This is a genomic window from Sphingobium sp. BS19 (assembly GCF_027925545.1).
Lineage (GTDB): Bacteria > Pseudomonadota > Alphaproteobacteria > Sphingomonadales > Sphingomonadaceae > Sphingobium.
Map to the genome: position 1 here is coordinate 24,819 of NZ_BSEF01000010.1, position 24,374 is coordinate 49,192.

Consider the following 24,374-nt stretch of genomic DNA (forward strand, 5'->3'; position numbering starts at 1 on the left):
CCCATGGATTTAAGCCACGACGCTCTCGTCGCATTCTCGAAAAGCTGGGGGCTGTTCTACCTCATCGGGCTGATGATCGGCGTGCTCATCTACACGTTTCGTCCTTCCAACCGAAAGAAGTTCGACAAAGCCAAGCAAAGCGTTCTCGATCAGGATGACAAGCCGTGGACGTAGAACGCGATCCCGTCAGCGGCCGCGAGACGACCGGCCATGTTTGGAACGGCATCAAGGAGCTTGATACGCCAGTCCCCAAAGGCGTGTTGATCTTTCTGATTGTCACCCATCTTTTCGCCTTTGCCTGGTGGATCCTCATGCCGACCTGGCCGGTGGGCCATACTTACACCAAGGGCATTCTCAACACGGACCAACGCACTTCGGTCGAGAAGCATTTGGTCGATGCGCAGGCGGGACGCGCGGCCTGGATGAAGCGGATCGAAAGCGAGAATCTCGAACAGATCGCGGCCGACCCGCAGCTCATGTCGATCGTGCGCAGCACCGGTCACCGGCTTTTCGGTGATAATTGTGCCGCCTGCCACGGCATCAATGCCAAGGGCGGTTATGGCTATCCCGATCTGACTGATGATGACTGGATCTGGGGCGGTGATCTTGAAACAATCGCGCAGACTATGCGCGTCGGGGTCAATGAACAGCATCCGCAGGGTCGGAACTCGCAGATGCCTTCTTTTGGTCGGGATGGCATTCTCGACGCCGATCAGGTCAGTCTGGCGGCCAATTACATCTATTCCTTGTCGCATCCCAAATTCGTGACGGCGGCCAACCGTGCCTCGGTTTTGTCGGGGCGCGAGGTGTTCATGTCGAATTGCGCGATTTGCCATGGCGAAGATGCGCGCGGCAAACGCGATGTCGGCGCGCCCAATCTATCGGACACGCGCTGGATCTATGGGGGCGACCTTGATCAGATTGTCGAGACTGTGCATGGCGGTCGCCAAGGCCATATGCCGACCTGGGATGAACGACTGAGCGCCGCCGATATCAAGATTTTGGCGCTCTATGTTCACTCACTGAGCTCGCCCGCGCCATGAATGTGACGCGAAGCAGATCGCGATGGATTGTTTGGAGCTTCGTAGCGGCCGGGCTGCTCCTGTTCGTTCTCGCCAATGCGCATTTGATTTACGTCGCGTTCCAATCGCAGCCCAATTGCGTTGGGCATTTGAAGGAGCGAGCGAGCGAGAGCGGCCAGTATCGCGCGGCGAAATCGGCATGCTGAAAGGTTGCTGGACATGACTGAGGAGAGCGCCTCTTACGGATTGCTGACCGAAACGTCGGGAATCGATGAAACCAGGAACGCCCGGCTTCAGCGCCACCTCCCGCCGCTCGTTGGCTTGCGCTGGCTTGGAGCGGGTTGGCGCGACCTAATGGATCGACCGGTGCCGAGCCTTCTTTACGGTCTGGGCACCTTTGTCCTGTCGGTCGCCGCGGTCGCGATCCTCGCCCTGTACGGGCGAGACTATATTCTTTTTCCCGCGCTCGCCGGCTTCATGATCGTCGCCCCGCTGCTCGCCGTAGGACTCTATGAAAAGAGCCGGGCTCGTGAGCAGGGCGAGACAATCGGCCTGCGCGGCATGCTTTTCGTGAAACCCGCAGCGGGCCCACAGGTCTATTTCACCGGGTTGCTGCTCAGTCTTCTCATGCTTTTATGGATTCGCTCGGCAGTCCTCATCTATGCCCTATTCTTCGGCGTCCGCCCGTTCCCCGGCATTTCGCATATTACGGCTTTCCTCCTGGCCGATCCCGTGGGCTGGATCATCCTTGGTGTCGGTACGGCAGTCGGTGGATTGTTCGCTTCCTTCGCCTTCGCGATCAGTGTTTTCGCGATTCCGATGTTGCTGGACCGAAAGGTCGATGCGCTCACGGCGATGGGGACCAGCATGGCGCTCGTATGGAACAACCTTGCGCCGATGATCGTGTGGGGAGGAATCGTTCTGGCGCTTTTCATTCTTTGCGCGGCAACAGGACTTCTCGGGCTCATCCTTATTTTCCCATGGCTGGGTCATGCCACCTGGCATGCCTATCGTGGGGTCGCCGAAGCGGACGCCTAGGAATGGCATCGCGTGCCGCTTTGAACGATATCGCGTTGCGACGAACACCGGCCCGCCAGTCGGTCGATGAACTCATCCTCGCCAGCAGAGTGCTGGATGATGGCCTCCTTCAGACCCAATTGTCGGTACCTACCGCGCACTGCGGCGGGTGCCTGGCGAAGATCGAGCGGACCTTGGCTCAGCTCGATGGGGTGGTGTCGGCACGCGTCAACCTTTCGACGCGGCGGGCTACGGTTACGTGGAAAAGGACGGGGACTGCCCCCCCGCTGCTCGAAAGCTTGTCCAAAGCCGGCTTCGAAGCGAATCTGCTGAACAATCTCGAGGGCCAGCCGGATCGCGAAAGACGCAGGTTGATCGTTGCCATGGCGGTCTCGGGATTTGCGGCGATGAACATCATGCTGCTCTCGGTGTCGGTATGGTCAGGCGCTGACGCAAGTACGCGCCATCTCTTCCATGCGATATCGGCGCTGCTGGCGATTCCGACGGTAGCCTATTCGGGGCGCATCTTCTTTCAATCGGCATGGTCCGCCTTGCGTGCAGGTCGCACCAACATGGACGTGCCCATCTCGATCGGCATTCTCCTCGCGCTTGGCTTGAGTATCTTCGACACATTGCATTCCGGCCCGCATGCCTATTTCGACGCTGTCGTCACGCTGATCTTCTTTTTGCTGATCGGACGAACGCTTGATTATCTGATGCGCGACAAGGCGCGTTCCGCAGTGCTCGGCCTCGCGAAAATGATGCCTGCGGGCGCGAAGGTCATCGCCGAGGATGGTGCACGCACATTCGTGGCGCTCGACAGCATCGCGGTGGGCGATGCCATCGTCGTCGCGCCGGGAGAACGCGTGCCGCTCGACGGAGTCGTCATTGCCGGAGAGGGCGATGTCGACACTGCCGCTGTAACGGGCGAGGCGATGCCGACGCCCGTAATGGCTGGCAGCAAGCTTCTGTCCGGCATGCTCAATCTCAATGGCTCGTTGGAAGTCCGCGTCACCAGCACGAGCGCGCAGTCCTTTCTCGCGGAAATGGTCCTGATGATGGAGGCCGCCGAGCAGGGCCGCGCACGCTACCGGCGCTTGGCGGATCGCGTGGCGACCTATTATTCACCGATCATCCATTCGCTGGCCGTCGCCACCTTTGTCGGGTGGTTTCTGTCGACCGGCGATTGGCATCGGTCACTCACGATCGCGATTTCTGTGCTCATCATCACCTGCCCGTGCGCATTAGGCTTGGCCATTCCCATGGTGCAACTCGTTGCGGCGAAGCGCTTGTTCGAGCGCGGTATCGCCCTGAAGGACGGAAGCGCGCTCGAACGCTTGGCTGAGGTCGATATTGTCGTTTTTGATAAGACGGGCACGCTGACCATCGGCGATCTGCGCGTAACCGAAGCCGATATCGACAAGCGCTACCGCGAGGTCGCCTTGGCCATGGCGTCGCGATCCGACCACCCTGTGGCGCGCGCCATCGCAGCAAGTGGCGAGGGCCGTTCAGGCGTCAACCTGGAAAGCTTTTCCGAGCTTCCGGGAAAGGGGTTAGAAGCGCGCCGTGCCGGCCATGTATTCAGAATAGGCCGATCCGATTGGGCGCTGAGCACCAATGGCGATATCGACAGCCTCCACACGGTCTTTTCAGTTGATGGCGAACTGGCAGGCCATTTTCGCTTTTCCGACCGCGAGAAGGCCAGCGCGCGAGATGCGGTGCGTCAGGTGAGGGAACTTGGTCTGGAAGTGGAGTTGCTTTCGGGTGATGACCCGGGAGCGGTATCGGCGGTGGCGGGCTCGATCGGTATCGCGGAATTTCGCGCCGGCCTCCTGCCTCAGCAGAAAGTGCAGCGTCTCGAAGCGCTCGCCGATAAGCAGTGCAAGACCTTGATGGTGGGCGATGGATTGAACGACGGACCAGCTCTCTCCGCCGCGCATGTTTCCATGGCACCGTCCAATGCCGCCGATATCGGCCGCGCTGCCGCCGATATCGTGTTTTTCGGACAGGATCTCACAGCTATTCCGCAAGCCCTCCGGGTTTCCCGCGCTGCCCGTAGGCTTGTCCGGCAGAACCTCGTTTTTTCAGTCGGATACAACTTAGTGGTGTTGCCGATGGCCGTCACGGGTCATGTCAGTCCTTTGCTCGCGGCAATCGCAATGTCGCTATCCTCCATTTCAGTAGTGGCAAATGCTCTGCGCGTCCCTTCTCAGAGTGAACCCAGCCCAAATACGGCTCGTCGAGAGCGCGTGCTGGTTCCTACAGGGGGCGCGGCATGACGGCTCTCGCTTGGTTAGTGCCGATTGCGCTGGTAATGGGTTTGGTAGGCTTGGGCGCCTTCCTGTGGTCTATGAGCAGCGGGCAGTATGACGATCTTGATGGCGCGGCAGAACGCATCTTCATAGATGCCGATGCCGACATGCCCATGGTGAATACCCAGGAACAGGCGACCGAGCCGAAACCGTCCAGATCGTAGCGAGTTAATGAATGGGGATGATATTTGGCAAAAATGCGATCGAGGAAAATCTGATGACGCGCACACATGGTGGGAATTGGGTCGGCATCCTAGCCTTCGTCTGCGGTGCGGCGGTCATATTACCCAGCTTGGTCGCATTGGCGCTGAGTCTGCTTGCGGTTGTCCGAATTATATTTTGAAGCCCACTGAGGCCTCCAAATGACCCGTATTTCGTATTTATTCCGCCGTCAGAGCTTTTGGCACAATTCGAGGTTAAGTTAGTGGACTGCGGACGAGTTTGTCCCCCTAATCAGCGTCAGGTTTGTGGAGCCGTCGCCGAGCCGTTCCTGCATCACTGCGACGCTCAGGAAGCGCCGCTTCGGCAGGCGTTCTTTTCGGCGGCTGCTAGCGCGCGGTCCATCTCTTCAATTATGTCTTTCCGAGCCGGTTGAAATTTCAGATCACATGGCCGCCTTTCGAATATTTCGCCATAGCCTCCTCGTTAGCAAGTGTAACGAGCGTTTGGGCCTATCTCTTCCAGGTTCCCGCGTGTTTGGATGTTTGCTGGCGTATTCAGTGGCGCCGGTGACTTCCACGCCGTTCGCGTGTTGTCGGATATGATCGTAAAAAACTGTTAAAGAGGATCTGAGAATGGCGCTCCAGCATGCAAAGCCCGGCGAAGTGGTCCATCTTCCAACGCTGGCTCCTGAGCGCGGGACCACCGGGACGACCGCGCTGGTCAAATCCGACCGGTTCGAGGCCATTCACCTCGTCGTTCCCGCGGGATCGACCATACCGCCACATCATGTTGCCGGTTATCTGACGCTGCATTGCCTGGAAGGTCGGGTCACGTTGGGACCAACGAATATTGCGCTCGGCGCTGGCGATTGGGTCTATCTGGAGCGCGGCGATCAGCACTCCGTCCAAGGCATCGAAGATGCGCGGCTGCTGCTCACGATCTTGTTCGATACGCCGCCAACGCCGTGATCAGGCTTGATCTCTGGCAGGCCGTTGCAACGCCATGCGGCCGTAGACGAAGATGAACAGCAGGAAGGCGCCGCCCCACAAGCCGCCGGCCAGACGAATGCTCAGCATATAGTCGAGCGGCAGCAGCGGCGCGGCGACCCGCAGCAGCGCGCCGAGATTGACCAGCACATAGATGGCGACCGTGCCGCCATCCGCTTCCAACGGGCGGCCGGTATGACCGCGTGTCGCCCGCGTCATCACCGCCAGTGTCATTCCCGCCATCGCGCCGGCGCCCAGCGCATGCATTGCGCTCGATACGGGCACGACCGGCCACAGGATAGCAGCCCCGAGCAGCAGCAGGCCCGCCGGCAACCATGCGTAGGCGAGGTGCAGGACGAAGACCAATGGATCGCCGATCGCACTCAGCCCGGCCCAGCGGGTCTGCCGCACGGCATGCGATGCGCCGGCGACGAGCAGCAGCCAGGGCACCGGATGCGCCGCCGGTGCGAACACCCAGCCTGCCAGGGCAATCGCCGTGACCGCGAGCACGGCATGGTCGAACCGGTTGGCCATGATCGGCAACCCGTCCGTGCCGCCATGCTTGTTCAGCCAGTTGCGGGTAAAGGCCGGGATGATCCGTCCGCCGATGATCGCGATCAGCATGAGGACAAGCGCGAAGCCGGCCCGCATCCCGATCGCCGGATCGGTGGTTAGCCCCATCGCTGCGGCATGATCCAGCTCACAAGCGGCGGCGAACAGGAGGAGGACGATCAGGATCGGCTTGTTGCGGTTGCGCGCCGCGAAAATCTGCCGCGCCGCATAGCCGAATAGTGCGAGCAGGAAGCCGACATCGAGCACCGAGCCGACGAGCGGCGGCACATAAGCGGAGAACAGCACCGCGAGTCGGGCGGCCGCCCACAAGCCGACGAACGCCGCCACCGGCCAGCCCGTCATCACCGGCCGCCCGGTCCAGTTGGGGATCGCCGCGCTCAGGAAGCCGGCGATGACCGCGCCGAGATAGCCGAACAGCATCTCATGCTGATGCCAGACAAGCGGCTCCATTGCCGTCGGCACGGACCACGCTCCACCCAGCGCGCCGACCCAGAACGCGACGACGACAAGCGCCCAGAGCGCGCCGCCGGTGAACAGCAGCCGGAAACTGCCCTGAAGCCAGATCGGCGCTTCGGCAATGCGGTCCCGTTTGGCGGCGGCCTTAGTCATACGCGAGCACCCTTCCTCCACAGACCCAGGATCACCACCTGCCATGCGATAGCGATGGCGCCCACCATGAACACGACATCCCCGAAGGTACGGACCCAGCGCAGGGTTTCAAGGAAGCCTTGCTGCAGGAAGAAGTCGCTGCGCGCGTACCACATGCCGGTGGTGACGCTGGCCTGGAACTGGAACAGCCCGACCGGGAGCAGGCTGGTGAAGATCATCAGCACCAGCCCGGCGTTGAGCCCCCAGAAGCCGGTGGCCAACAACCGGTCGTTGAACCGAATGTCGGGCCGGATATAGCGCAGCACCAGCAGGGTGAAGCCGAGCGCCAGGAAGCCATACACCCCGAACAGCGCGGCGTGGGCGTGGACCGCCGTGGTGTTCAGCCCTTGGAGATAGAACAGCGCGACCGGTGTGTTGATCATGAACCCGAAGACACCGGCGCCCAGCATGTTCCAGAACGCCACGGCGATGAAGCACATCAACGGCCACTTGACCGCGCGCATCCAGGGCGTGCGCTCGCGCAGACTCCAATGTTCGAATGCCTCATAGCCGAGCACGATCAGCGGCACGACTTCCAGGGCGCTGAACGCGGCACCGACCGCCATGATCGGCGTGGTGGTGCCGGAAAAATACATGTGGTGGAAAGTGCCCGGCACACCGCCGACCATGAACAGCGAGGCCGAGGCCAGGCTGGCCGCCGTTGCAATCCGTCGCGAGACCAGGCCCATGGTTGCGAAGATAAAGGCGATGGCCGAGGTCGCAAAGACCTCGAATATGCCTTCCACCCACAGATGGACGACCCACCAGCGCCAATATTCCATGATCGTGATGTTGGTGCGTTCGCCGTAGAACAGCCCCGTGCCGTAAAACAGGCCGATCGCGATGGTGGCGATGGTGAGCAGCGCCAGCAGGCTCTTGTCGTCGCCCTTGGTGCGCAATGCCGGCACCATTCCCCGCAGCATCAGCACCAACCAGAGGAGCAACCCGACGAATAGCCCGATTTGCCACACCCGGCCGAGGTCCAGATACTCGTAACCCTGATGGCCCAGCCAGAAGCTGAGTTTCGCCGGTAGCGCATGGGAGAGCGCCAGATAATTGCCGATGAACGATCCGGCGACAACGACGATCAGCGCCCAGAACAGGATGTTGACGCCCAGCTTCTGGTATTTGGGATCGCTGCCGTGGATGACCGGGGCCAGGAACAGGCCGGCCGCGAGGAACGCCGTCGCGATCCACAGCACCGCACTCTGCACATGCCAGGTGCGGGTCAGCGCGTAAGGGAAATATTGCGAGACATCCAAGCCGTAAAAGCTCTGGCCCTCGATCGTATAATGGGCTGTGAAGGCGCCGATGAAGACCTGGAATATGAACAGCGCCAGCACCACGAACAGATATTTGCCGAGCGCCTTTTGCGATGGCGTCAGACCGGCGACTTGCAACGGGTCGTTCGCCGCCGCGACCAAGGGGGTATCATCGTGGCGGCGCAGGAACGCCCAACCCCAGATCAGCGCGCCCACTCCCGCGATCAGGATGACGACGCAGGCGAGCGACCACAGGATATTTTCCGGCGTCGGATAATTGCCGATCAGCGGCTCGGGCGGCCAGTTGTTGGTATAGGTCGCGACCGTGCCCGGCCGCTCGGTCGATGCGGCCCAGGCCGTCCAGAAGAAGAAATTGGTCAGCTTCGCCCGCTGCGCCGGATCGGGCAGCGTGCCTTCCTTCATCGCATAATTATCGCGGGTGGGCCGCAGCGTGGGATCGGAGCCGTAGAGCCGCTCATAATAGCTGGCGGTCTGGGCGAACGCTTGGGCGCGGCGGTTCGACACCGTCACCACGCCGCTCGCCCTATCATAGCTGTTGTGGCGATATTCCTGCTTGAGGCGATAGGTCAGCGCCGCCTTCTGTTCGCCGTCGAGCGCCTCGAAGGACTTCCCTTCGGTCTCCCGTGCCGCAAGATCGAGCCAGGCGACAAGTTCGCGGTGCAGCCAATCGGCGGACCAGTCCGGCGCCTGATAGGCGCCGTGCCCCCAGATCGAGCCAAGCTGCATGCCGCCGGTGCTCTGCCAGGCACTCTGGCCGTCGAGGATGTCCTCGCGCGTCATCAGCACTTGGCCCGTTGCGGTGACGATCTGTTCTGGGATGGGCGGAGCCTTCCGATAGATCTCCACCCCGGACACGCTCAATATGCCGAAAGTCACCGTCAGCACGGCGATCAGCGCCAACCACAGAACCTTATAGTTTCCCACGGCGCGATCTTTCTTTTCGATGGTCAAAGCCTGTTCGCCAATATGCCCAGAGCCCAAACTTGGCCTTCGCCGATGATGGGGCTCCAGTCGTTCGTCAGTACGGCTGGCAACCCTGGACAGATGGGGCGCGAAGATCGCGCGCCACGTCCGGCAGCGATGCTGGCTCGCGCCCGAGGCTTGCCCGGTAGCAGGGCGCCGCCGCCGTGTGCTGCGCTTCGAAAAGGAGCGTGGTCCAGAATCCGCCTCCGCCGACAGGCGCGAGCGCGATTGTCCCCCGTCACGAGATGCCTGCAGAGAAGGCCCAAATGATGACAAGTACGTAGCACAGTTCGTCCACTAAACCCATCCAGCGAGCAGCCGATCTTCGCCGCGATCGACTTCATCACTTCCCATTCCGAGCCGTACTCAGCCCGCTGCTCCGCGACCATAAGGACCGCGCGTTCCCGTACTTCGGGTGAAAATTTGTTCGTCGTCTTGCTCATAACGGCTCCTTGTCACAAGTGGGAGCCTCCTGAAAACCCGGGGCGCTTCGGGGACCGACTTGGTTTGGTCGATATCGGTCATCGCCAGCGCCGACATAGCCTGGTCCCCCTGTGGGAAGACTGAACACCGCGACCGCCGCCGAGGCCCGAGAGTGTCATCTCTTCTGTGGATGGCTCCCCTTTGCGAGTGCTCAACGAACTTATGGCAACGGTCAGTTGCAGTCTTCTGTTCGGCCTTTTGTGCAGCCTAGAATTCGACTGCTGGCCCTGATGAGGTCCGCGGACAAGATCCCAAACTAACTATCAGGCAGCGCTGTGCCAGTCCTCGCGTCTACCAGGCGAGTGCCGTCAGCCGTCACGACTTCGGCGACAGCTCGGCCAAGCCACATGCGATAGGTGACGGTCGACGGGCGCGGCAGTGGCGGCGGTGATCGCCGATGGCGATGCGAGCGCGAGGTGGCTGGGCAGGGCCGTGGTGGCGTTGCGCTCCACCAAGTGATCGCCATGCACGCGGTCGATGGGCAAGAAGCTCATCAACGCGCCGCTCGTGAACCAGAGGAGGAGCTGCGCACCGATGATAAGTGCAACCATTTGTGGGTGCGGCTCGCGGAGGTGCAGCCTTAGTTTCGCGCTTTTCAGAACCGCCCCTCCATAGTCGCTGCTGGCATCACTTCATGCCGGCATGTCTTTCATCATCTCGTCGTGATCGGCCGGCACACTCGCCACAAGCCCTTGTACTGCTCGCGCATCGTTCCCTGGAGCCTGGGCACGAACGCGAGCATACCCCGCGCGAAGAAGTTTAGGCGGCCATCTTTTCGCAGGCGTCGGCGCACTTGCGGCACGCGGCCACGCAATCCTCCATGCCGTCCAGGGATTCGCAGCTCGCGGCGCACGCTCGGCAGACCTCGGCGCACTCGCGACAGATATGCTGATGGTGCGACGACTTGCGCGCCATGAAGTCGATTGCGACTTCGCAAATCCTCGCACAGTCGAGCATGATCTTGATATGCTCAGGTGCGGCATGCTGGCCGCCCATTTCAAGGCAATGGTTCATTGCCATGTGCAGGCAGGTCACATGACACTCGTGGCAGGCGTCCATGCAGGCCTGCATGTCGGGGTTCATCTGATGCATCGATCCATCTCCGTCTGAGTCCCCCCACTAGAAGATACGCGCTTTGCGCGATAACCCCTTGCATAAAAATTCCAGCGGCGCTTGCCGGTTCCAGACCAAGCGATGTCGCCACCATAATTCCGCCGGCGAGCGCAAGCGGCGTCAACCGTCATCGTCGAGATCTGGCCCGCGCCCGCGCCCGCGCCCGGCTCTGCTGCCATGTCGGCCATCGGACCCGGAACCTGCTGAGCATGGGAGCGGCCATCTTTTCGGGCGTGACACTCTGCCCGTGGGGGGCCAGCGCGCGCATCGTGCCGATGACGTGCTTCAGCCACACACCCACGAGCCACAGGTCAACGCGATGTACCGTTGCGTACCGACAGCTTCGACAGTGCTTACGACACTCAAATGGGGAGCGACCTGAGGTGCGTCATCGAGGACAAGGCCGAGCCGCCAGATAGGCTCAGGACGCCAGACGCGTGAGTATAGGGCATTCGGGCCGCTCGTCCCCATGGCAGGCATTCGCAAGGTCGAGCAGTGCTTCGCGCATGGCATTGAGTGCATCCGCCTTCCGACCCAGGTCTCCCGCGCGCGATTCCGCCAGAGCCTTGACCTCCGCGCTCGCGCGCTCGCGGTCGGACCAGAGATCAAGCAGCACGCGGATTTCCCCAATGGGAAAGCCGAGATCGCGGGCGTTGGCGATGAAACGCAGGAGGTGCACGTCGGCTTGCGAATAGTCGCGATACCCGCTGTCACGTCGCGGCGGCGACGGGATAAGCCCGATCTTCTCATAATGGCGGATCATGCGCTGCGACACAGCGCTCGCATCGGAGGCCGCGCCGATGTTCACAGCGTCACCCGATTGAGACGCAGCGCGTTGGTGACGACGCTGACGGATGACAGGGCCATCGCCGCAGCGGCGATGACAGGCGACAGAAGGATGCCGAACACCGGATAGAGCAGCCCGGCGGCGATGGGGACGCCAGCGGCATTGTAGATGAAGGCGAAGAACAGGTTCTGGCGTATGTTGGCCATCGTTGCCTCGCTCAGGCGCCGCGCCCGCACGATGCCGTTGAGATCACCCTTGAGCAGTGTGATCCCGGCGCTTTCGATGGCGACATCGGTGCCCGAACCCATGGCGATGCCGACGTCCGCCGCCGCGAGAGCGGGCGCGTCGTTCACCCCATCGCCAGCCATGGCAACGACATGGCCTTCGCGCTGCAGCCGCAGGACGACAGCGCTCTTCTGATCGGGCAGCACCTCGGCTTCAACCGCATCGATGCCTAGTTTCCGGGCCACCGCCTCGGCGGTTGTCCGGTTGTCGCCCGTCAACATGACGACGCTCACGCCCTCTTTTCGCAAGGCGGCCAGCGCCTCCGCTGTGGTTGCCTTGATCGAGTCCGCAATGGCGAGAATTCCGGCGACCCGGCCATCAACGGCCGCGAAAATCGCCGTCGCTCCGTCCGCCCGCAGCTCATTGGCGCGTGCAGCCGCGGCTGACACATCGATGCCATTCTCTTTGAGATAAACGGCGCCGCCCAGAAAGATCCGCTTGCCGTCCACGGTCCCGACCGCGCCCTTTCCGGTAGGCGAGTCAAAGTCGGAAACCTCGGGAACGTCGATGTCACGATCCTTCGCGGCCGCGACGATCGCGAGCGCCAGCGGATGCTCCGACGCCCGCTCGACGCCCGCCGCCAGGCGAAGAAGATCGTGCTCCGAAAAGCCGTCCATCGCCACGATATTCGTGACCGATGGGCGCCCTTCTGTCAGCGTGCCGGTTTTGTCGACGACGATCGTGTCGACCTTTTCCATGCGCTCCAGCGCCTCGGCATTCTTGATCAGGACACCGAGGCCGGCCCCCCGTCCGATCCCGACCATGATCGACATCGGCGTCGCGAGACCCAGCGCGCAGGGACAAGCGATGATCAGCACCGCGACCGCGGCCACGAGGCCATGCGCCAGTCGCGGTTCTGGACCCCATATTCCCCAGATCGCAAAGGAGAGCAGTGCGACGGCAAGCACTGCCGGCACGAACCAGCCCGCAACCTTGTCGGCCATGCGCTGGATCGGCGCGCGCGAACGCTGCGCATCTGCCACCATCTGGACGATCCGCGCCAGCATCGTATCCCGGCCAACCTTGTCCGCGCGTATGACGAGCGATCCTGTTTGGTTTATCGTGCCCGCCACTACATGGGCATCGACCGTCTTCGTCACCGGCATCGACTCGCCAGTCACCATGGACTCGTCGATCGAAGAGCGGCCGTCCTCGACAATCGCATCCACAGGCACCTTTTCGCCGGGGCGGACGCGCAACCTGTCGCCGACCACGATCAGGTCAATCGCGACTTCCTCGTCGTGACCATCCGGCAGGATCCGGCGGGCAGTCTTGGGTGCCAGATTGAGCAGGGCCTTGATCGCGCCCGATGTCCGCTCTCGCGCGCGCAGCTCGAGAACCTGCCCAAGGAGCACGAGGACGGTGATGACCGCGGCGGCCTCGAAATAGATGGCGACCGTGCCATCCATCATGCGGAATGCCGCCGGGAATATTCCGGGGGCAAGCGTGGCCACCACGCTATAGGCCCAGGCGACACCGGTTCCCATCGCGATCAGCGTGAACATGTTCAGGTTTCGCGTCCGAATGGACGCCCAACCGCGCTCGAAAAACGGCCAACCGGCCCAAAGCACGACGGGGGTCGCCAAAGCGAGCTGAACCCACCCTGATATTCGCTCGGGGACGAGTTGATGAAGCGCGGGGAAAAGGTGTCCGCCCATTTCGAGTAGGAATATGGGCACCGTCAGCGCCAGGGCGATCCAGAAGCGCCGTGACATATCGACGAGTTCAGGGCTCGGGCCTGATTCCGCCGTTATGAGCTCGGGCTCGAGTGCCATGCCGCAGATCGGGCAAGGACCGGCACGATCTTTTCGGATCTCCGGGTGCATCGGACAAGTCCAAATCGTGCCAGGTTCTGCGGCCGTGGGCGTGTCGCCCCCGCTCGACAGATATCGTTCCGGCTCGGCGACGAACTTCGCCCGACATCCGGCACTGCAGAAGTGAAACTCCTGGTCGCCGTGTGAGGCATGGTGCGCGGTCGCGCCGGGATCGACCATCATGCCGCAGACAGGATCCTTCGCTGTCGTCGGACCTTGCGGCTCGCGGTGCTTTCCAGCGCAACAGTTATGCGCACCAGATGTGTTCGCGGAAATAGGATCGGTCATGGCTCGTCTCCTTGTCGACGCTAAACAATCTGGGGTCTGACATCGTGTCAGGGTCAAGGCCCCGGTTCAAATATTCTGTCCGCCAGACGCTGGAGCCTGATTATTCGAGCAAGAGATTGTGGATCGCGGTCGCTGCCTTGGCCGCCTGACCCGCCGCGACGGCAATCTGGTCCAACCCTTCGACGACGTCGCCGGCAGCGAACAGGCCGCTGATCGATGTTCGCTGGTGGTCGTCGACGATGATGCAACCCGACGCGCTCAACGAAGCACCGGCTACCCGCGCGAGCTCTGATCTTCCGGAACTTCCGAGCGCGACATAGAGCGTATCGAAGCTGAGCGATTGGCCATCGGACAGGCGCACGAGAACATCATCATCGTTTATCGATAATGTTTGTATGGCGGCACGTTCGACCGCAATTCCGCCGTCCGCAAGATCAGCTTGGTCGGCAAGAGAAAGCTGCACGGATTCTTCAGTGAGCAGGGTAACGGTTTCGCTGTAGCGCCGCACGAAGATCGCCTCGGCCGCTCCATGCTCCGAGCAGCCCAGGACTGCCACGCGCTTGCCGCGCACCTCGTACGCATCACAAATTGGGCAGTAGCGGATGAGGCCGCGCGAAACGCCTCTGTCATGTGCAGCTTGGGCGAGGTTGGGTCGGTGGTTTGCAACGCCCGGCGCAAGCAACACCGTCCGCGCCTCGAGGGTGCGGGAACTCATGCCCACGGCAAAGCCTGTCTTGGACTGCATGATACCGAGGGCCACGTCACTGACCAATTCCGCACCGTAGCCGACAGCGTGCTGACGCATACGCGACAACAACTCCTCACCAGATATCCCTTCCGGGAAGCCGATGAGATTATGCGTCGTGGGAATGCTGGCGGCACGTCCGGCCCCGGCGTCGATAACCACCGTGGCACGCAGAAATCGACCCAGGTAGGTGGCAGCTGTCAGGCCTGCGGGGCCTCCGCCAATGATAATGCAGTCGTACATGCGCACCTCGCCGACGGTGATCCTCATTTCTATTACGCGCGCTCGCCCATCTTCCCTCGCATGCCCTTCGATGTTTTGAAGAAATTGCTGGCCGGGGCGAGGGGTGCGCGCCGCCGGTGCGTAAGTCAGTAGTAGCCCGTCGAGAGACTCGATGGGCCATTCGGGAGCCCACGGGTCGCAGCGTGGAGCGGGGCGAGCGTCCAAGGGAAGACCTGATCGAACCAACGATCATCCGCTTGGCCGTTCGTCCCGCGATGGGCGGAACTGTTGGCTCCTTGGCACTTGCGAGCGCAAGTGCAGGGGGAGGTATAAATGGAGACCTACAGTCCTTTTTCTGTGTCGATGGGACGTGCGCTTTGGGTCATGGCCATGGTAGCGGGACCGCCTTTGATCATCATGGGTGTCGTGGGGCTGGTCATCTCGATTATTCAAGCCGCGACGTCGATCAACGAGCAAACGGTCAGCTTCGTGCCTAAATTGCTCGCGCTGCTGCTATTCCTGGTCCTCTTTGGTGCCGCGATGGGAGCATTGCTTGTCGATTATACGCGCGACCTCCTCATCCACATTCCAGACGACATCCAGTGAACAGCGAGGCAATCGACTTCCGCATGGCGTGGCAGGGATCAGGAATCTGGCCTGCCGTCGACCACAATGCTAGCCTCTCGAGCTCATCGAGTAATCGACAAAGGGGGACGGTTTGGCGGATTTTGAATTGCTGGCACGGCAACTCATTCAGCGATGGAAGGAAGATCCGAACGCGACCTATCAGAGCTGGTTTTTGTGGGACGAGCGGATCAAGAATTTCCGCTCCATCCGCCGCGGTCTGGCCCAGGTGGTCGCCGAGATCGAGACGGGACGATTTGGCGTCGCTTATCGCGGCTCGTCGCTGGAAACCGTGGTTCATTCGGTCGCGGAACAACGGCAGATCTTCAAGGGGGCAGATCATGCCTTTTTGTGGAAGCCAAAGCTGCGGATACCGGACATTTATGAGAACGCGGCGCATCAGCGCGCCTTTGGCCGGTTGCTGGATCACTGCGCGTGCTGCGATACGGCGGAAGAAATTATTTCCGGCATCCATACGATCGACCGGCTGAACATTAAGGGGCTCGGGCCAGCGGTCGCCAATCTCCTGTATTTTCTGCATCCGACGCTGGTGCCGCCGTTCAACACGGCGATCGTTAACGGGTACAACAAGCTCACGGGCGGAAAGGTCAAGCTGGGGAGTTGGCCGCATTTCCTGGCAATGCGGTCGGAGGTTCTCGATCTCAATGAACAATTCCGGGATCTGCTGTCCAACGATCTTGGCGCCATTGGCGGTCTATTGTTCGACATCGGCTCAGGCCGATATCCGGCCCCGCCCCGCGGTGAGGAGGATCAAAGCGCTAGCGGCTGGACAGCTCGTCTCGAGCAAGCCCGGGCAGAAGCGCAGAACCTCAATAAGGCTGTTCAGAAGCAGGGCGAAAGCGATCGCACCCATTCGGAAATTCAAGCCTGGCTCCGCGATATCGGTCGGGCGCTTGGCTATGATGTCTGGATAGCGGCCAATGATCGCGGCCGTCTTCATAACGGGATACGCCTTGGGGAGGGGTGCCTTGAAAGCTTGCCAGCTTCCATTTCCACCTCGACCGGCGGCGACGCCATCCGCCTGATCGATGTGTTGTGGCTCGAACAGGGCGGTGATCGTGTTGCGGCGGCTTTCGAGGTGGAGCACTCGACTTCGATCTATTCCGGCATAGTGCGCATGCTCGACCTGGCCCTGAGCGGGAGCGCACTACACGCAACCGCTGGGCTGTTCCTCGTCGCCCCGGACGCCCGAGAAGCCGACGTGCGGGCGCAACTGGCGCGCCCCGCCTTCAGCCGTGTCGCCGATCTCGAGATCGCCTATCTTCCCTATGGCGAGCTGGAGCGGCACAAGGAGGCAATTTCGCGGTTCGGATCAGGGCTGAAGGCGATCAAGGCCATAGCCCGCACACTGCCCTAAAAATCTCTCACTCACATTCCCGATGCTGGTGGCGCAAGCAGCCCAAGCCACGCGACCAGCGCGAGGATCGCGATTGCGCAACTGCTTTCGATCAGGAGGCTCCGGCGTAATGCTCCGACTGCGGCTGCGCCCTCTCCGCGCTCCAACGCAGCCGCGAGCGCCGGCGTCAGAAAAAAGCGGTTCGCCGCGGCCAGGAGGAGCATCGCACCGAAAAGCAGCAACTTGCCTAGAAGCAGGATGCCATAGAGGGTGGTGAAAAGTGCGCCGAGTTTCGATGGCCCAATCAATATCCAACTATTTACGAGGCCCGAGACAATCAGCAGGCCGACGACAATCGAGCCAACTCTTGCAAATCCGTCCAATGCCCGGTGGGAAAGATGGATATGCTCGGCCGCCATGCGCGTAGCGGACCGGAAGATCAGGAGACAGAGGCCACATAGCGCCCCTATCCAGGTCCCGGCCGCCAGCAGATGGGTGATGTCTGCGGCCAGGTGGAGCCAGCCAAGTGCGCCTTCATCGGCGGCTCCATGGCCGGTCCACGCCAGCGTAGAAAGTGCCACGGCGGCCGTGATCGAGAGCGAAGCCAATGCGAAGGTCGGCCGCTGCCATCCCACGATCGAGAAATACAACACTAACAGGAGAGCGGCGATACGCAGCTGCCAAACGGTGCCGATCGTCGTGCCCGAGATTACCAGGCTGACCGTCGCGCGGTCGACCTCGCCGATGGCGACTCCGCCCATCGATGCGGCCAATACCATGACGCCCAGGATCGACAATCCGATGCCGACCAGAGCGATGGTGGCGAGAACGGGACGGAAGCGCAGGACCGAGCCGGATTGCCGCTCGGCCCCGCGCAGCGTGTAGAGCCCGAACATCGGCAGCCCAAACAGGAGCATGAGATCAAGATATAGCCCCAGCCTGACGGCGGTCGCTACCGTGTCTGGCACCCCTTACTTGACCTTGAACGTGTAGCTGCCCTGGACGCGATGCGTGTCGGTGGACACGATGTGATAGTCGACCTTGTACGTCCCGGCAGACAGCGGCTTGGCGAAGGTCGCAACAAGCGTCTTGCCATCGGGGGCGAGGGCAACCTTGACGCCATTCATCTTCATCGGCCCCATCTTCATGCCGGGCATTTCGGTCATGGTCAGGTCGATGCCGGAAAATTGAGCAACGAGCGCCTCGGAAAAAACGAGCTGAACTTTTGTAGGGGCGGTGACCACCGCGTCGGCGGCGGGCATCGCAGTCGCCAGCCTGGGGTGTGCCTGAGCGGCCGTGGCTACGATTGCAGAGGCGGCCAGCGCAACCGCAAAAACTGTCTTACGAAACATCGATTTCTCCATGCGCGGCGGTACTGCCGACAATTCGAATTACGCACGGCCGCCCGTGACCCCTCAACGATGCCGCCACAATTCTTAGGCGAGCGCCGCACCCGACCTTCTGAGTTCGGTGAACGAGGATGATTTTCATAGGCCATGAGGGGTCGAGGCGCCCCGCGCGTATGATCAAGTGGACGGCTTGGACACACCGGTCGCCCGAGATTTTGTGGGGAGGATGCAATGGCAGATCCGCGGATGACAGGCATAAGGCGGCATTTGCCGAGCGGCCCCTTTCTTGCGATCGCGGCACTCGCCGTCGCTGCGGTCGGCGGTGTGGTGGTGTATGTCGGTGCATATGACATCGGCGCCGACTCGCCGCATAGCCGGCCTATCTACTGGATGATCGAGCAATTCCGGGATCGTTCTGTCGCTGTGCGCGCACGTAATGTCGTCGTCCCTGGCAATCTGATGGATGTAAAGCGCCTAGAGAGCGGCGCGGGGCTCTACACGGAGATGTGCAGTGGCTGTCATCTAGGGCCGGGCCTCGAGAAGACAGAGATCAGCCAGGGCCTGTATCCACGAGCCCCAGAGCTATTCCGGGAGCCACAAAGGTCGGCCAAGGAGCAGTTCTGGATGATCAAACATGGCGTCAAGCTCACGGCCATGCCGGCGTGGGGGAAAACGCACAGCGACGATTTGATTTGGGATATGGTGGCTTTTGTTCGTCAGCTACCGAAGATGTCGGCTGCGCAATATCAGGCCGCTGTCGCCAGCGCGCCGGAAGATCATGATGCGATGATGAAAGACATGCCAGGTATGGCGAAGACGGCGCCTTGAATGGGTACTTGCGTCGGTCAGCGCGAGATATCGCGTCGCGTGCTGCCGGGTGACCAGGCATTGGGTAGCGTCGTCAGGCGCCAACGGGTGAGATCGAATGATGGGAATAGACGATGAACATTGACCTTGACGGGCTTTTGAGCCGCTTGCGCACCGACGCCGTTCACCCAGGGCTTTCCGGTCTGGAGGAGGCTGTGTTCAGGCGCATTGCGGCGCGTCCGCAAGTTTCCACCGCGCAGCAGCTGACCCTTGGCATGGTGGCGGCGTTCGGCGCTGTATTGCTCGGCGTCGCCAGCAATGGTCTTGCAACGCCGGCCGAAGCGTCCGTGACATTATCTCCATTTGGGCCGTCCAATCCGCTTGCGCCATCGACGCTGTTGGTGGGATCGCGATGAAGGCCAAGCTGCTTTTGCTGGTCGCAGTGGTGGCCTTTATCGCGGCGGTCGCTGGCGTCTTTCTGGGCCGGTATTTCTTTCCGCAACCGGTGGCTGCGGGTGTCGAACTGCATGAGGTGTTGCACGGAAAACTTGATCTGGACGCTCGTCAAAAGAGCCAGATCGATCTTCTTGAACAGCGTTTTGCTGTCCGCCGGCGGGCACTCGAACTTGAATTGCGGGCCGACAACGCACGGCTTGCAGATGCCATTGAAGCCGAGCACGGCAACGGTCCGCGGGTAACAGCCGCTGTCGATCAATCACACCAGGCAATGGGCGAACTTCAGAAAGAGACGCTTGGCCACATCTTCGCCATGCGCCAGATCCTGCGCCCGGATCAGGCCAGGACGTTCGATCAGGCGGTGGTTCATGCGCTCACCGACGACGTACGGTGAGTCTGGATCTCAAGGCGTGTTCGGACGGTGAACTCGCGGCGTTGACCTTGGGTGGTCGCCAGGCGGCGTTCGCCGAGATTATGCATCGCCATCAGACACCGATTTTCCGTCTGGTTCGCGGTCTCGTGGTCAACGCGGACGAGGCGCTTGATCTGACGCAGGATTGCTTTGTCTCCGCCTTCGGCCATTTGCAGAAATATGATGGCGATCGCCCGCTGCGCGCCTGGCTGTCGCGCATCGCGATCAACAAATGCCGAGATTGGCGTCGCCGGCAGAAAGTGCGGCGATTGTTCACTTTCGGAGCGGGTCCAACAGAGCAGGAGCGCGAAGCGGTCCCGGACGATAGCCCCTCTGCCCATGAAACGGTCTCGGGAAGGATGGAGCTCGCACGCCTCAATGCGGCGATCGCACAGCTTTCGGCTCCGTTGCGCGAGGTACTCTTGCTGAGGACGGTAGAGGGAATGACCCAGGCGGAAACTGCGGCCGCGCTTGCGATCAGTGGCAAGGCTGTCGAGACGCGCCTGTACAGGGCTCGAAGCCGGCTCGCGGAAATATTGGCGGATTGATGAGGGGTCCGCCCAGGTCGTGCGTAAGCCTCAGAGAGTATGGTGCATAAGGCGTTCGCTGAGCCTTGCGCCTGATTTTGAACAAGGGAGACGACATGAGCCCGGTATTGACCCGCCGCGATTTAATCCGGGGAGCCTCGCTTGCTGGCGGTGGCTTGGCATTGTCCGCGTGGATGCCGGCATGGGCGCAGCCCGTATCAACCGGCATCGCGACGCCGCTCCCGACGGTTTCCGGCAATGACATCGAGCTTAAAATTGCTCAGCAGATGATGACGATCGACGGTCGGAAAATGCGGGCCATTGGCGTCAACGGCACAGTTCCGGCGCCGTTGATCCGGCTGCGCGAGGGACAGACTGTTCGCCTGCATGTGACCAACGATCTCGATGAGGATAGCTCGATACACTGGCATGGCGTGCTGGTGCCGCCGCAATTCGATGGCGTGCCGGGTATATCCTTCCCGGGCATTCGGCCCAAAACCACTTTTGTCTATGAATTTCCGATCATCCAGAACGGCACCTATTGGTATCATAGCCATTCGGGCCTTCAGGAGCAGCTGGGGCATTATGGTCCGATCGTGATCGACCCTGCCGGTGTTGACCCGGTGAAATATGACCGCGAGCATGTCATCGTGCTGGCCGATCACAGCGCCATTTCGCCAGAAGCGATCTTTCGGGCGATGAAAGTGGACCCCGGGCATTTCAACTTCCAGCGCCAGACGCTTGCCGGTCTGCTGTCCAAGCGCGACCAGGCTCTGAAGGATCGCCTCGATTGGGGCAAGATGCGGATGGATCCAACCGATATTTCCGACGCGACGGGTTCGGCTTATACCTACATCGTCAATGGCTACGGGCCTCGAGACAATTGGACCGCTCTGTTCACGCCGGGCGAACGCGTCCGGCTGCGCTTCATCAACGCCTCGGCGATGACGACCTTCAATGTGCGGATACCGGGCCTCCCGCTGACGGTGGTGCAGGCTGACGGCCAGAATGTGCGGCCCGTGATGGTCGAAGAATTCCAGATCGGAGTGGCTGAAACCTACGACGTGATCGTTACTCCGCCCGATGATCGCGCCTACACGCTGGTCGGTGAGGCCATCGACCGTTCAGGCATGGCGCGGGCCACGCTCGCGCCGCGTGCTGGGATGACGGCCGAAGTGCCGCCGCTGCGTGAACGGCCGCTCGCCACGATGAAAGACATGGGCATGGACATGTCATCGATGCCGGGCATGGAAGGCATGGACATGTCCGGAGGCGGCATGTCGCCGATGCGGGGCGTCGACCCGACTGCGGAGAAAAATGCCTCGGCGAAGCTGACGGTGGCTGGTGCCGGGGCCATGGCCATGGGCGCGGCTCCTGGCGGGACCGCCATGGCGGGCATGGATCATTCCAATATGGCGGGCATGGCGGCAGGCGGGGGTGCGATGGCCGGCATGGATCACAGCGCCATGGCGGGGCAGCCGGGCATGGATATGGGCTCCATGGAAATGGGGCCGATGAACATGCGTGACTTTTCAAAAGCGCCGCAGGTCAAAAAGTCACCGGGCGTGCAGACGATCTCGCCTATGCCGATGGACCGCACCGGAGAGCCCGGTCAGGGTCTCGAGAATGTCGGCCACAAGGTTCTCGTCTACAAGGATCTCATGGCGCTGGAGCGCAATCCTGACGTGCGTGCTCCGGACCGCAGTCTCGATATCCATCTCACCGGCAACATGGAGCGGTTCATGTGGTCGTTCGACGGCGAGAAGATGTCGGATGTGCATGACCCGATCCCCTTCATCGAGGGTGAGAGGGTTCGGATCAATCTGATCAACGACAGCATGATGGGTCATCCGATCCATATCCACGGCCACTTTTTTGAACTGGTCACGGGTCATGGCGATCATGCGCCGCGCAAGCACACGGTCATCGTGCAGCCGGGCGGGAAGGTCACATGGGATTTTACCGCTGATGCGGTCGGCGACTGGGCGTTCCACTGCCATCTTCTCTACCACATGCACGCCGGGATGATGCGCGTCGTCAGTGTGCGGCCGAAGGGAGACGCAGCATGAAGCGCGTTTTGACGACACTGCTCGGCGGGTCGGCGATGTTGCTCGCCATTCCGGTAACCGCGCAAGCCCAGTCGATGCAGGGCATGGATCATTCCAGCATGCCCGGTATGGCGATGCCCGCGAAAAAACCGGCTTCCCCCAAGCCTGCCAAAAAGCCTGCGGCAAAGAAGCCGGCTCCTAAAAGGGCCGCGCCGGTCAGAGTGGCCCCGGCAAAGCCCGCGGCTCGCCAGGATATGGAAGGCATGGATCATTCGACCATGCCTGGAATGGCGATGCCTCAGCCGGGACCAGCAGCCGCGGCAACGGCGCCGACTATGGACCATGGCGCGATGCCGGGCATGGATATGGGCAACAGCGGTTCTACACCGATGGCTGGCAGCATGCCCGGCATGAATATGTCCGGGGATCATGGTGGCCACGATATGGCTGCCATGCCGGGCATGGAAATGACCGGAACCGCACTCCCGGCCGGAAATGCCCCTGCGCCAAAGCCTCCCATGGACCACTACGCCGATCGGCAGTTCCCGCCCGCTGCGATGACACAGTCGCGAATGGCTATGATGCACGAGCAGGGGGGGCAAGCCTTCTATCAAATCATGTTCAATATCGCGGAGTATCAGGTTCGCAATGGGCGTGACGGCTACCGCTGGGATGGAGAGGCTTGGTATGGCGGGGACGTCAATCGGTTGACGCTGAAGAGCGAGGGCGAGGGTGTCCTTGGCGGTCCTGGCGGATCGTTCATGGAGACCGCCGAGGTCCAGGCGCTCTACAGCCGGGCGATCGATCCGTATTGGAACCTCCAAGCTGGCGTTCGATACGATTTCAAGCCCAATCCGTCCCGAACATACGCTACTGTCGGGGTGGAGGGCCTCGCACCCTATTGGTTTGAAACCGAAGCGGCTCTATTCCTTTCCAACAAGGGTGAAGTTCTCGGTCGTGTTGAGGGTTATTATGACCAGCGCATCACGCAGCGAATCATTCTGCAGCCCCGAATTGAACTGAATCTCTCCGCGCAGGACGTGCCTGAGACACGGATTGGGTCTGGAATCTCCAACGCCGAGTTCGGATTGCGCCTGCGCTATGAGATCCGACGGCAGTTTGCGCCTTACATTGGCGTATCCTACGATCGAAAACTGGGCAAAACTGCCGACTATGCAAGGGCTGATGGTGAACGCATTAAGGCGACCAGCTTCGTCATTGGTGTGAGGACCTGGTTTTGAGCGTTGTCAGTGGAGTCAACGAAGGGGACGTAACATGATGAAAACGTGGATGCGAGCCTCGCGGTGCAGACGATAGTCGGCAGCACGGCCATGTATCTTGTCATGTTCTTCGTGGACGACAGGCTCGGCAGCTCTACAACAATCTGAACATGTTCTGCATGTCCCAGAGATGGTTGCGCTGAGAAAGGTCGCCAGGCGCCGTATGTTGGCCCAGAGGGATAAAGCTGCGCTGTGCAATGAGTTTATTCGGTCCCAGAGACAGGAAATTGACCAGGTGAAGGCGCTTCTTGCCCGCAATATAGTGTCGCAAGAGTGGTGCTATCGGCTCGACCGGCAACGCGCCTGCATGAAATCGAAGGAGCTACCATGATCAGCATCCGTACCCTCGCCGCCGCTTTGGCACTTGCCGTTCCGGTCGCAGCGATGGCGGCGAACCCGATTGTGGTTCACCGCGATCCTGGCTGCGGTTGCTGTGAGAAATGGGCGGCGCAGGTACGCGCGCAGTTCGGCCGGCAGGTGCAGATCATCGACGATGCCGGCCGCGCCGGCTTGAGCAGGCGTGCCGGCGTGCCCTCAGACCTGGCTTCTTGTCATACCGCCACCATCGACGGGATGACCTTTGAGGGCCATGTTCCGATCTCCGACATGAAGCGCGTGCTGGCCCAGCATCCCAAAGGCGTCACCGGGCTCGCCGTTGCGGGGATGCCGATGGGATCGCCGGGCATGGAGATGGCAGGCATGAAGGGCCAGCCTTACGATGTCATCGCCTTTGGCCCCGAAGGGCGTCGCGTCTTTGCGCACCACAGTTGATCGCAGGCATCGACGCTTCGCTGATTCCGAAGCCATCGCC

At 61.4% G+C, this 24,374-nt stretch carries 24 protein-coding genes and 1 pseudogene; 15 read left to right on the forward strand and 10 right to left on the reverse strand.

Annotated elements, in window-relative coordinates; all coding sequences use genetic code 11:
* The first annotated feature begins 3 nt into the window (after nt 1-3).
* The 6 genes from QMG56_RS12630 to QMG56_RS12655 all read left to right on the forward strand — a co-directional run bounded on the left by QMG56_RS12630 (nt 4) and on the right by QMG56_RS12655 (nt 5,481).
* The gene (locus QMG56_RS12630; RefSeq protein ID WP_024018148.1) at nt 4-174 is read left to right on the forward strand and encodes a cbb3-type cytochrome c oxidase subunit 3; all 171 of its coding nucleotides are present in this window, start codon (nt 4-6) and stop codon (nt 172-174) included.
* Nucleotides 165-1,043 carry a cytochrome-c oxidase, cbb3-type subunit III gene (ccoP, locus tag QMG56_RS12635; RefSeq protein ID WP_024018149.1) on the forward strand — a complete coding sequence of 293 codons (879 nt, stop codon included), beginning with the start codon at nt 165-167 and terminating at the stop codon, nt 1,041-1,043. The genes QMG56_RS12630 and ccoP overlap by 10 nt, the downstream gene beginning before the upstream one ends.
* A 198-nt stretch (nt 1,044-1,241) precedes the next feature.
* Complete coding sequence (locus QMG56_RS12640; protein WP_031308570.1) at nt 1,242-2,060, forward strand: DUF2189 domain-containing protein; 819 nt, start codon at nt 1,242-1,244, stop codon at nt 2,058-2,060.
* A 2-nt stretch (nt 2,061-2,062) separates the two neighbouring features.
* A complete protein-coding gene (locus QMG56_RS12645) occupies nt 2,063-4,318 on the forward strand; it encodes a heavy metal translocating P-type ATPase (RefSeq protein ID WP_281822820.1) in 2,256 nt (751 codons plus the stop codon).
* A complete protein-coding gene (ccoS, locus tag QMG56_RS12650) occupies nt 4,315-4,515 on the forward strand; it encodes a cbb3-type cytochrome oxidase assembly protein CcoS (protein ID WP_024018152.1) in 201 nt (66 codons plus the stop codon). The genes QMG56_RS12645 and ccoS overlap by 4 nt, the downstream gene beginning before the upstream one ends.
* A 630-nt stretch (nt 4,516-5,145) precedes the next feature.
* Nucleotides 5,146-5,481, forward strand: a complete 336-nt coding sequence (locus tag QMG56_RS12655; RefSeq protein WP_024018154.1) for a cupin — start codon at nt 5,146-5,148, stop codon at nt 5,479-5,481.
* On the opposite strand, the gene QMG56_RS12660 is transcribed toward QMG56_RS12655, so the two are convergent.
* The 8 genes and pseudogenes from QMG56_RS12660 to QMG56_RS12695 form a co-directional block, all read right to left on the reverse strand.
* Nucleotides 5,482-6,681, reverse strand: coding sequence for an NnrS family protein (locus tag QMG56_RS12660; RefSeq protein WP_024018155.1), 1,200 nt, complete (start codon nt 6,679-6,681; stop codon nt 5,482-5,484).
* Nucleotides 6,678-8,903 (reverse strand): nitric-oxide reductase large subunit, encoded by a 2,226-nt coding sequence (locus QMG56_RS12665; RefSeq protein ID WP_281822821.1) that lies wholly within the window; start codon nt 8,901-8,903, stop codon nt 6,678-6,680. The genes QMG56_RS12660 and QMG56_RS12665 overlap by 4 nt, the downstream gene beginning before the upstream one ends.
* A 374-nt stretch (nt 8,904-9,277) precedes the next feature.
* Nucleotides 9,278-9,409, reverse strand: a pseudogene (locus QMG56_RS12670) (IS3 family transposase); the annotation flags it as partial.
* 348 nt (nt 9,410-9,757) lie between these two features.
* A complete protein-coding gene (locus QMG56_RS12675; protein ID WP_024018157.1) occupies nt 9,758-10,000 on the reverse strand; it encodes a hypothetical protein in 243 nt (80 codons plus the stop codon).
* 208 nt (nt 10,001-10,208) lie between these two features.
* A complete protein-coding gene (locus QMG56_RS12680) occupies nt 10,209-10,532 on the reverse strand; it encodes a four-helix bundle copper-binding protein (protein WP_235218991.1) in 324 nt (107 codons plus the stop codon).
* 451 nt (nt 10,533-10,983) lie between these two features.
* Entirely contained in the window at nt 10,984-11,370 is a 387-nt protein-coding gene (gene cueR, locus QMG56_RS12685) for a Cu(I)-responsive transcriptional regulator (protein WP_024018159.1), read from the reverse strand.
* Nucleotides 11,367-13,736: a heavy metal translocating P-type ATPase gene (locus QMG56_RS12690; protein WP_037529499.1), complete on the reverse strand. Its 2,370-nt coding sequence runs from the start codon at nt 13,734-13,736 to the stop codon at nt 11,367-11,369. Before QMG56_RS12690 ends, cueR begins: the two co-directional genes overlap by 4 nt.
* A gap of 100 nt (nt 13,737-13,836) precedes the next feature.
* Entirely contained in the window at nt 13,837-14,751 is a 915-nt protein-coding gene (locus QMG56_RS12695) for an NAD(P)/FAD-dependent oxidoreductase (protein ID WP_281822822.1), read from the reverse strand.
* Between the two features lie 285 nt (nt 14,752-15,036).
* Here QMG56_RS12695 and QMG56_RS12700 point away from each other — a divergent pair, with 285 nt between their 5' ends.
* Nucleotides 15,037-15,309: a flagellar biosynthetic protein FliQ gene (locus QMG56_RS12700; protein WP_088181985.1), complete on the forward strand. Its 273-nt coding sequence runs from the start codon at nt 15,037-15,039 to the stop codon at nt 15,307-15,309.
* Nucleotides 15,310-15,421: 112 nt separating this feature from the next.
* Nucleotides 15,422-16,705: a hypothetical protein gene (locus tag QMG56_RS12705; RefSeq protein WP_024018163.1), complete on the forward strand. Its 1,284-nt coding sequence runs from the start codon at nt 15,422-15,424 to the stop codon at nt 16,703-16,705.
* Nucleotides 16,706-16,716: 11 nt separating this feature from the next.
* Here QMG56_RS12705 and copD read toward each other — a convergent pair whose 3' ends face one another.
* Nucleotides 16,717-17,652 (reverse strand): copper homeostasis membrane protein CopD, encoded by a 936-nt coding sequence (copD, locus tag QMG56_RS12710; RefSeq protein ID WP_031308578.1) that lies wholly within the window; start codon nt 17,650-17,652, stop codon nt 16,717-16,719.
* 3 nt (nt 17,653-17,655) lie between these two features.
* Nucleotides 17,656-18,036: a copper homeostasis periplasmic binding protein CopC gene (gene copC, locus QMG56_RS12715; RefSeq protein ID WP_031308579.1), complete on the reverse strand. Its 381-nt coding sequence runs from the start codon at nt 18,034-18,036 to the stop codon at nt 17,656-17,658.
* Nucleotides 18,037-18,300: 264 nt separating this feature from the next.
* Between copC and QMG56_RS12720 the strand changes: the two genes are divergently transcribed.
* The 7 genes from QMG56_RS12720 (at nt 18,301) to QMG56_RS12750 (ending at nt 24,334) form a co-directional block, all read left to right on the forward strand.
* A complete protein-coding gene (locus QMG56_RS12720) occupies nt 18,301-18,861 on the forward strand; it encodes a cytochrome c (RefSeq protein WP_239019059.1) in 561 nt (186 codons plus the stop codon).
* Between the two features lie 113 nt (nt 18,862-18,974).
* Nucleotides 18,975-19,256 (forward strand): hypothetical protein, encoded by a 282-nt coding sequence (locus QMG56_RS12725; RefSeq protein WP_024018167.1) that lies wholly within the window; start codon nt 18,975-18,977, stop codon nt 19,254-19,256.
* Entirely contained in the window at nt 19,253-19,690 is a 438-nt protein-coding gene (locus QMG56_RS12730; protein ID WP_024018168.1) for a periplasmic heavy metal sensor, read from the forward strand. Before QMG56_RS12725 ends, QMG56_RS12730 begins: the two co-directional genes overlap by 4 nt.
* Nucleotides 19,687-20,256: an RNA polymerase sigma factor gene (locus QMG56_RS12735; RefSeq protein ID WP_024018169.1), complete on the forward strand. Its 570-nt coding sequence runs from the start codon at nt 19,687-19,689 to the stop codon at nt 20,254-20,256. The genes QMG56_RS12730 and QMG56_RS12735 overlap by 4 nt, the downstream gene beginning before the upstream one ends.
* A gap of 95 nt (nt 20,257-20,351) precedes the next feature.
* Nucleotides 20,352-22,304 (forward strand): copper resistance system multicopper oxidase, encoded by a 1,953-nt coding sequence (locus QMG56_RS12740; RefSeq protein WP_024018170.1) that lies wholly within the window; start codon nt 20,352-20,354, stop codon nt 22,302-22,304.
* The gene (locus QMG56_RS12745; RefSeq protein WP_031308582.1) at nt 22,301-23,524 is read left to right on the forward strand and encodes a copper resistance protein B; all 1,224 of its coding nucleotides are present in this window, start codon (nt 22,301-22,303) and stop codon (nt 23,522-23,524) included. The genes QMG56_RS12740 and QMG56_RS12745 overlap by 4 nt, the downstream gene beginning before the upstream one ends.
* Nucleotides 23,525-23,890: 366 nt before the next feature.
* Entirely contained in the window at nt 23,891-24,334 is a 444-nt protein-coding gene (locus QMG56_RS12750) for a DUF411 domain-containing protein (protein ID WP_024018174.1), read from the forward strand.
* Nucleotides 24,335-24,374: the final 40 nt, after the last annotated feature.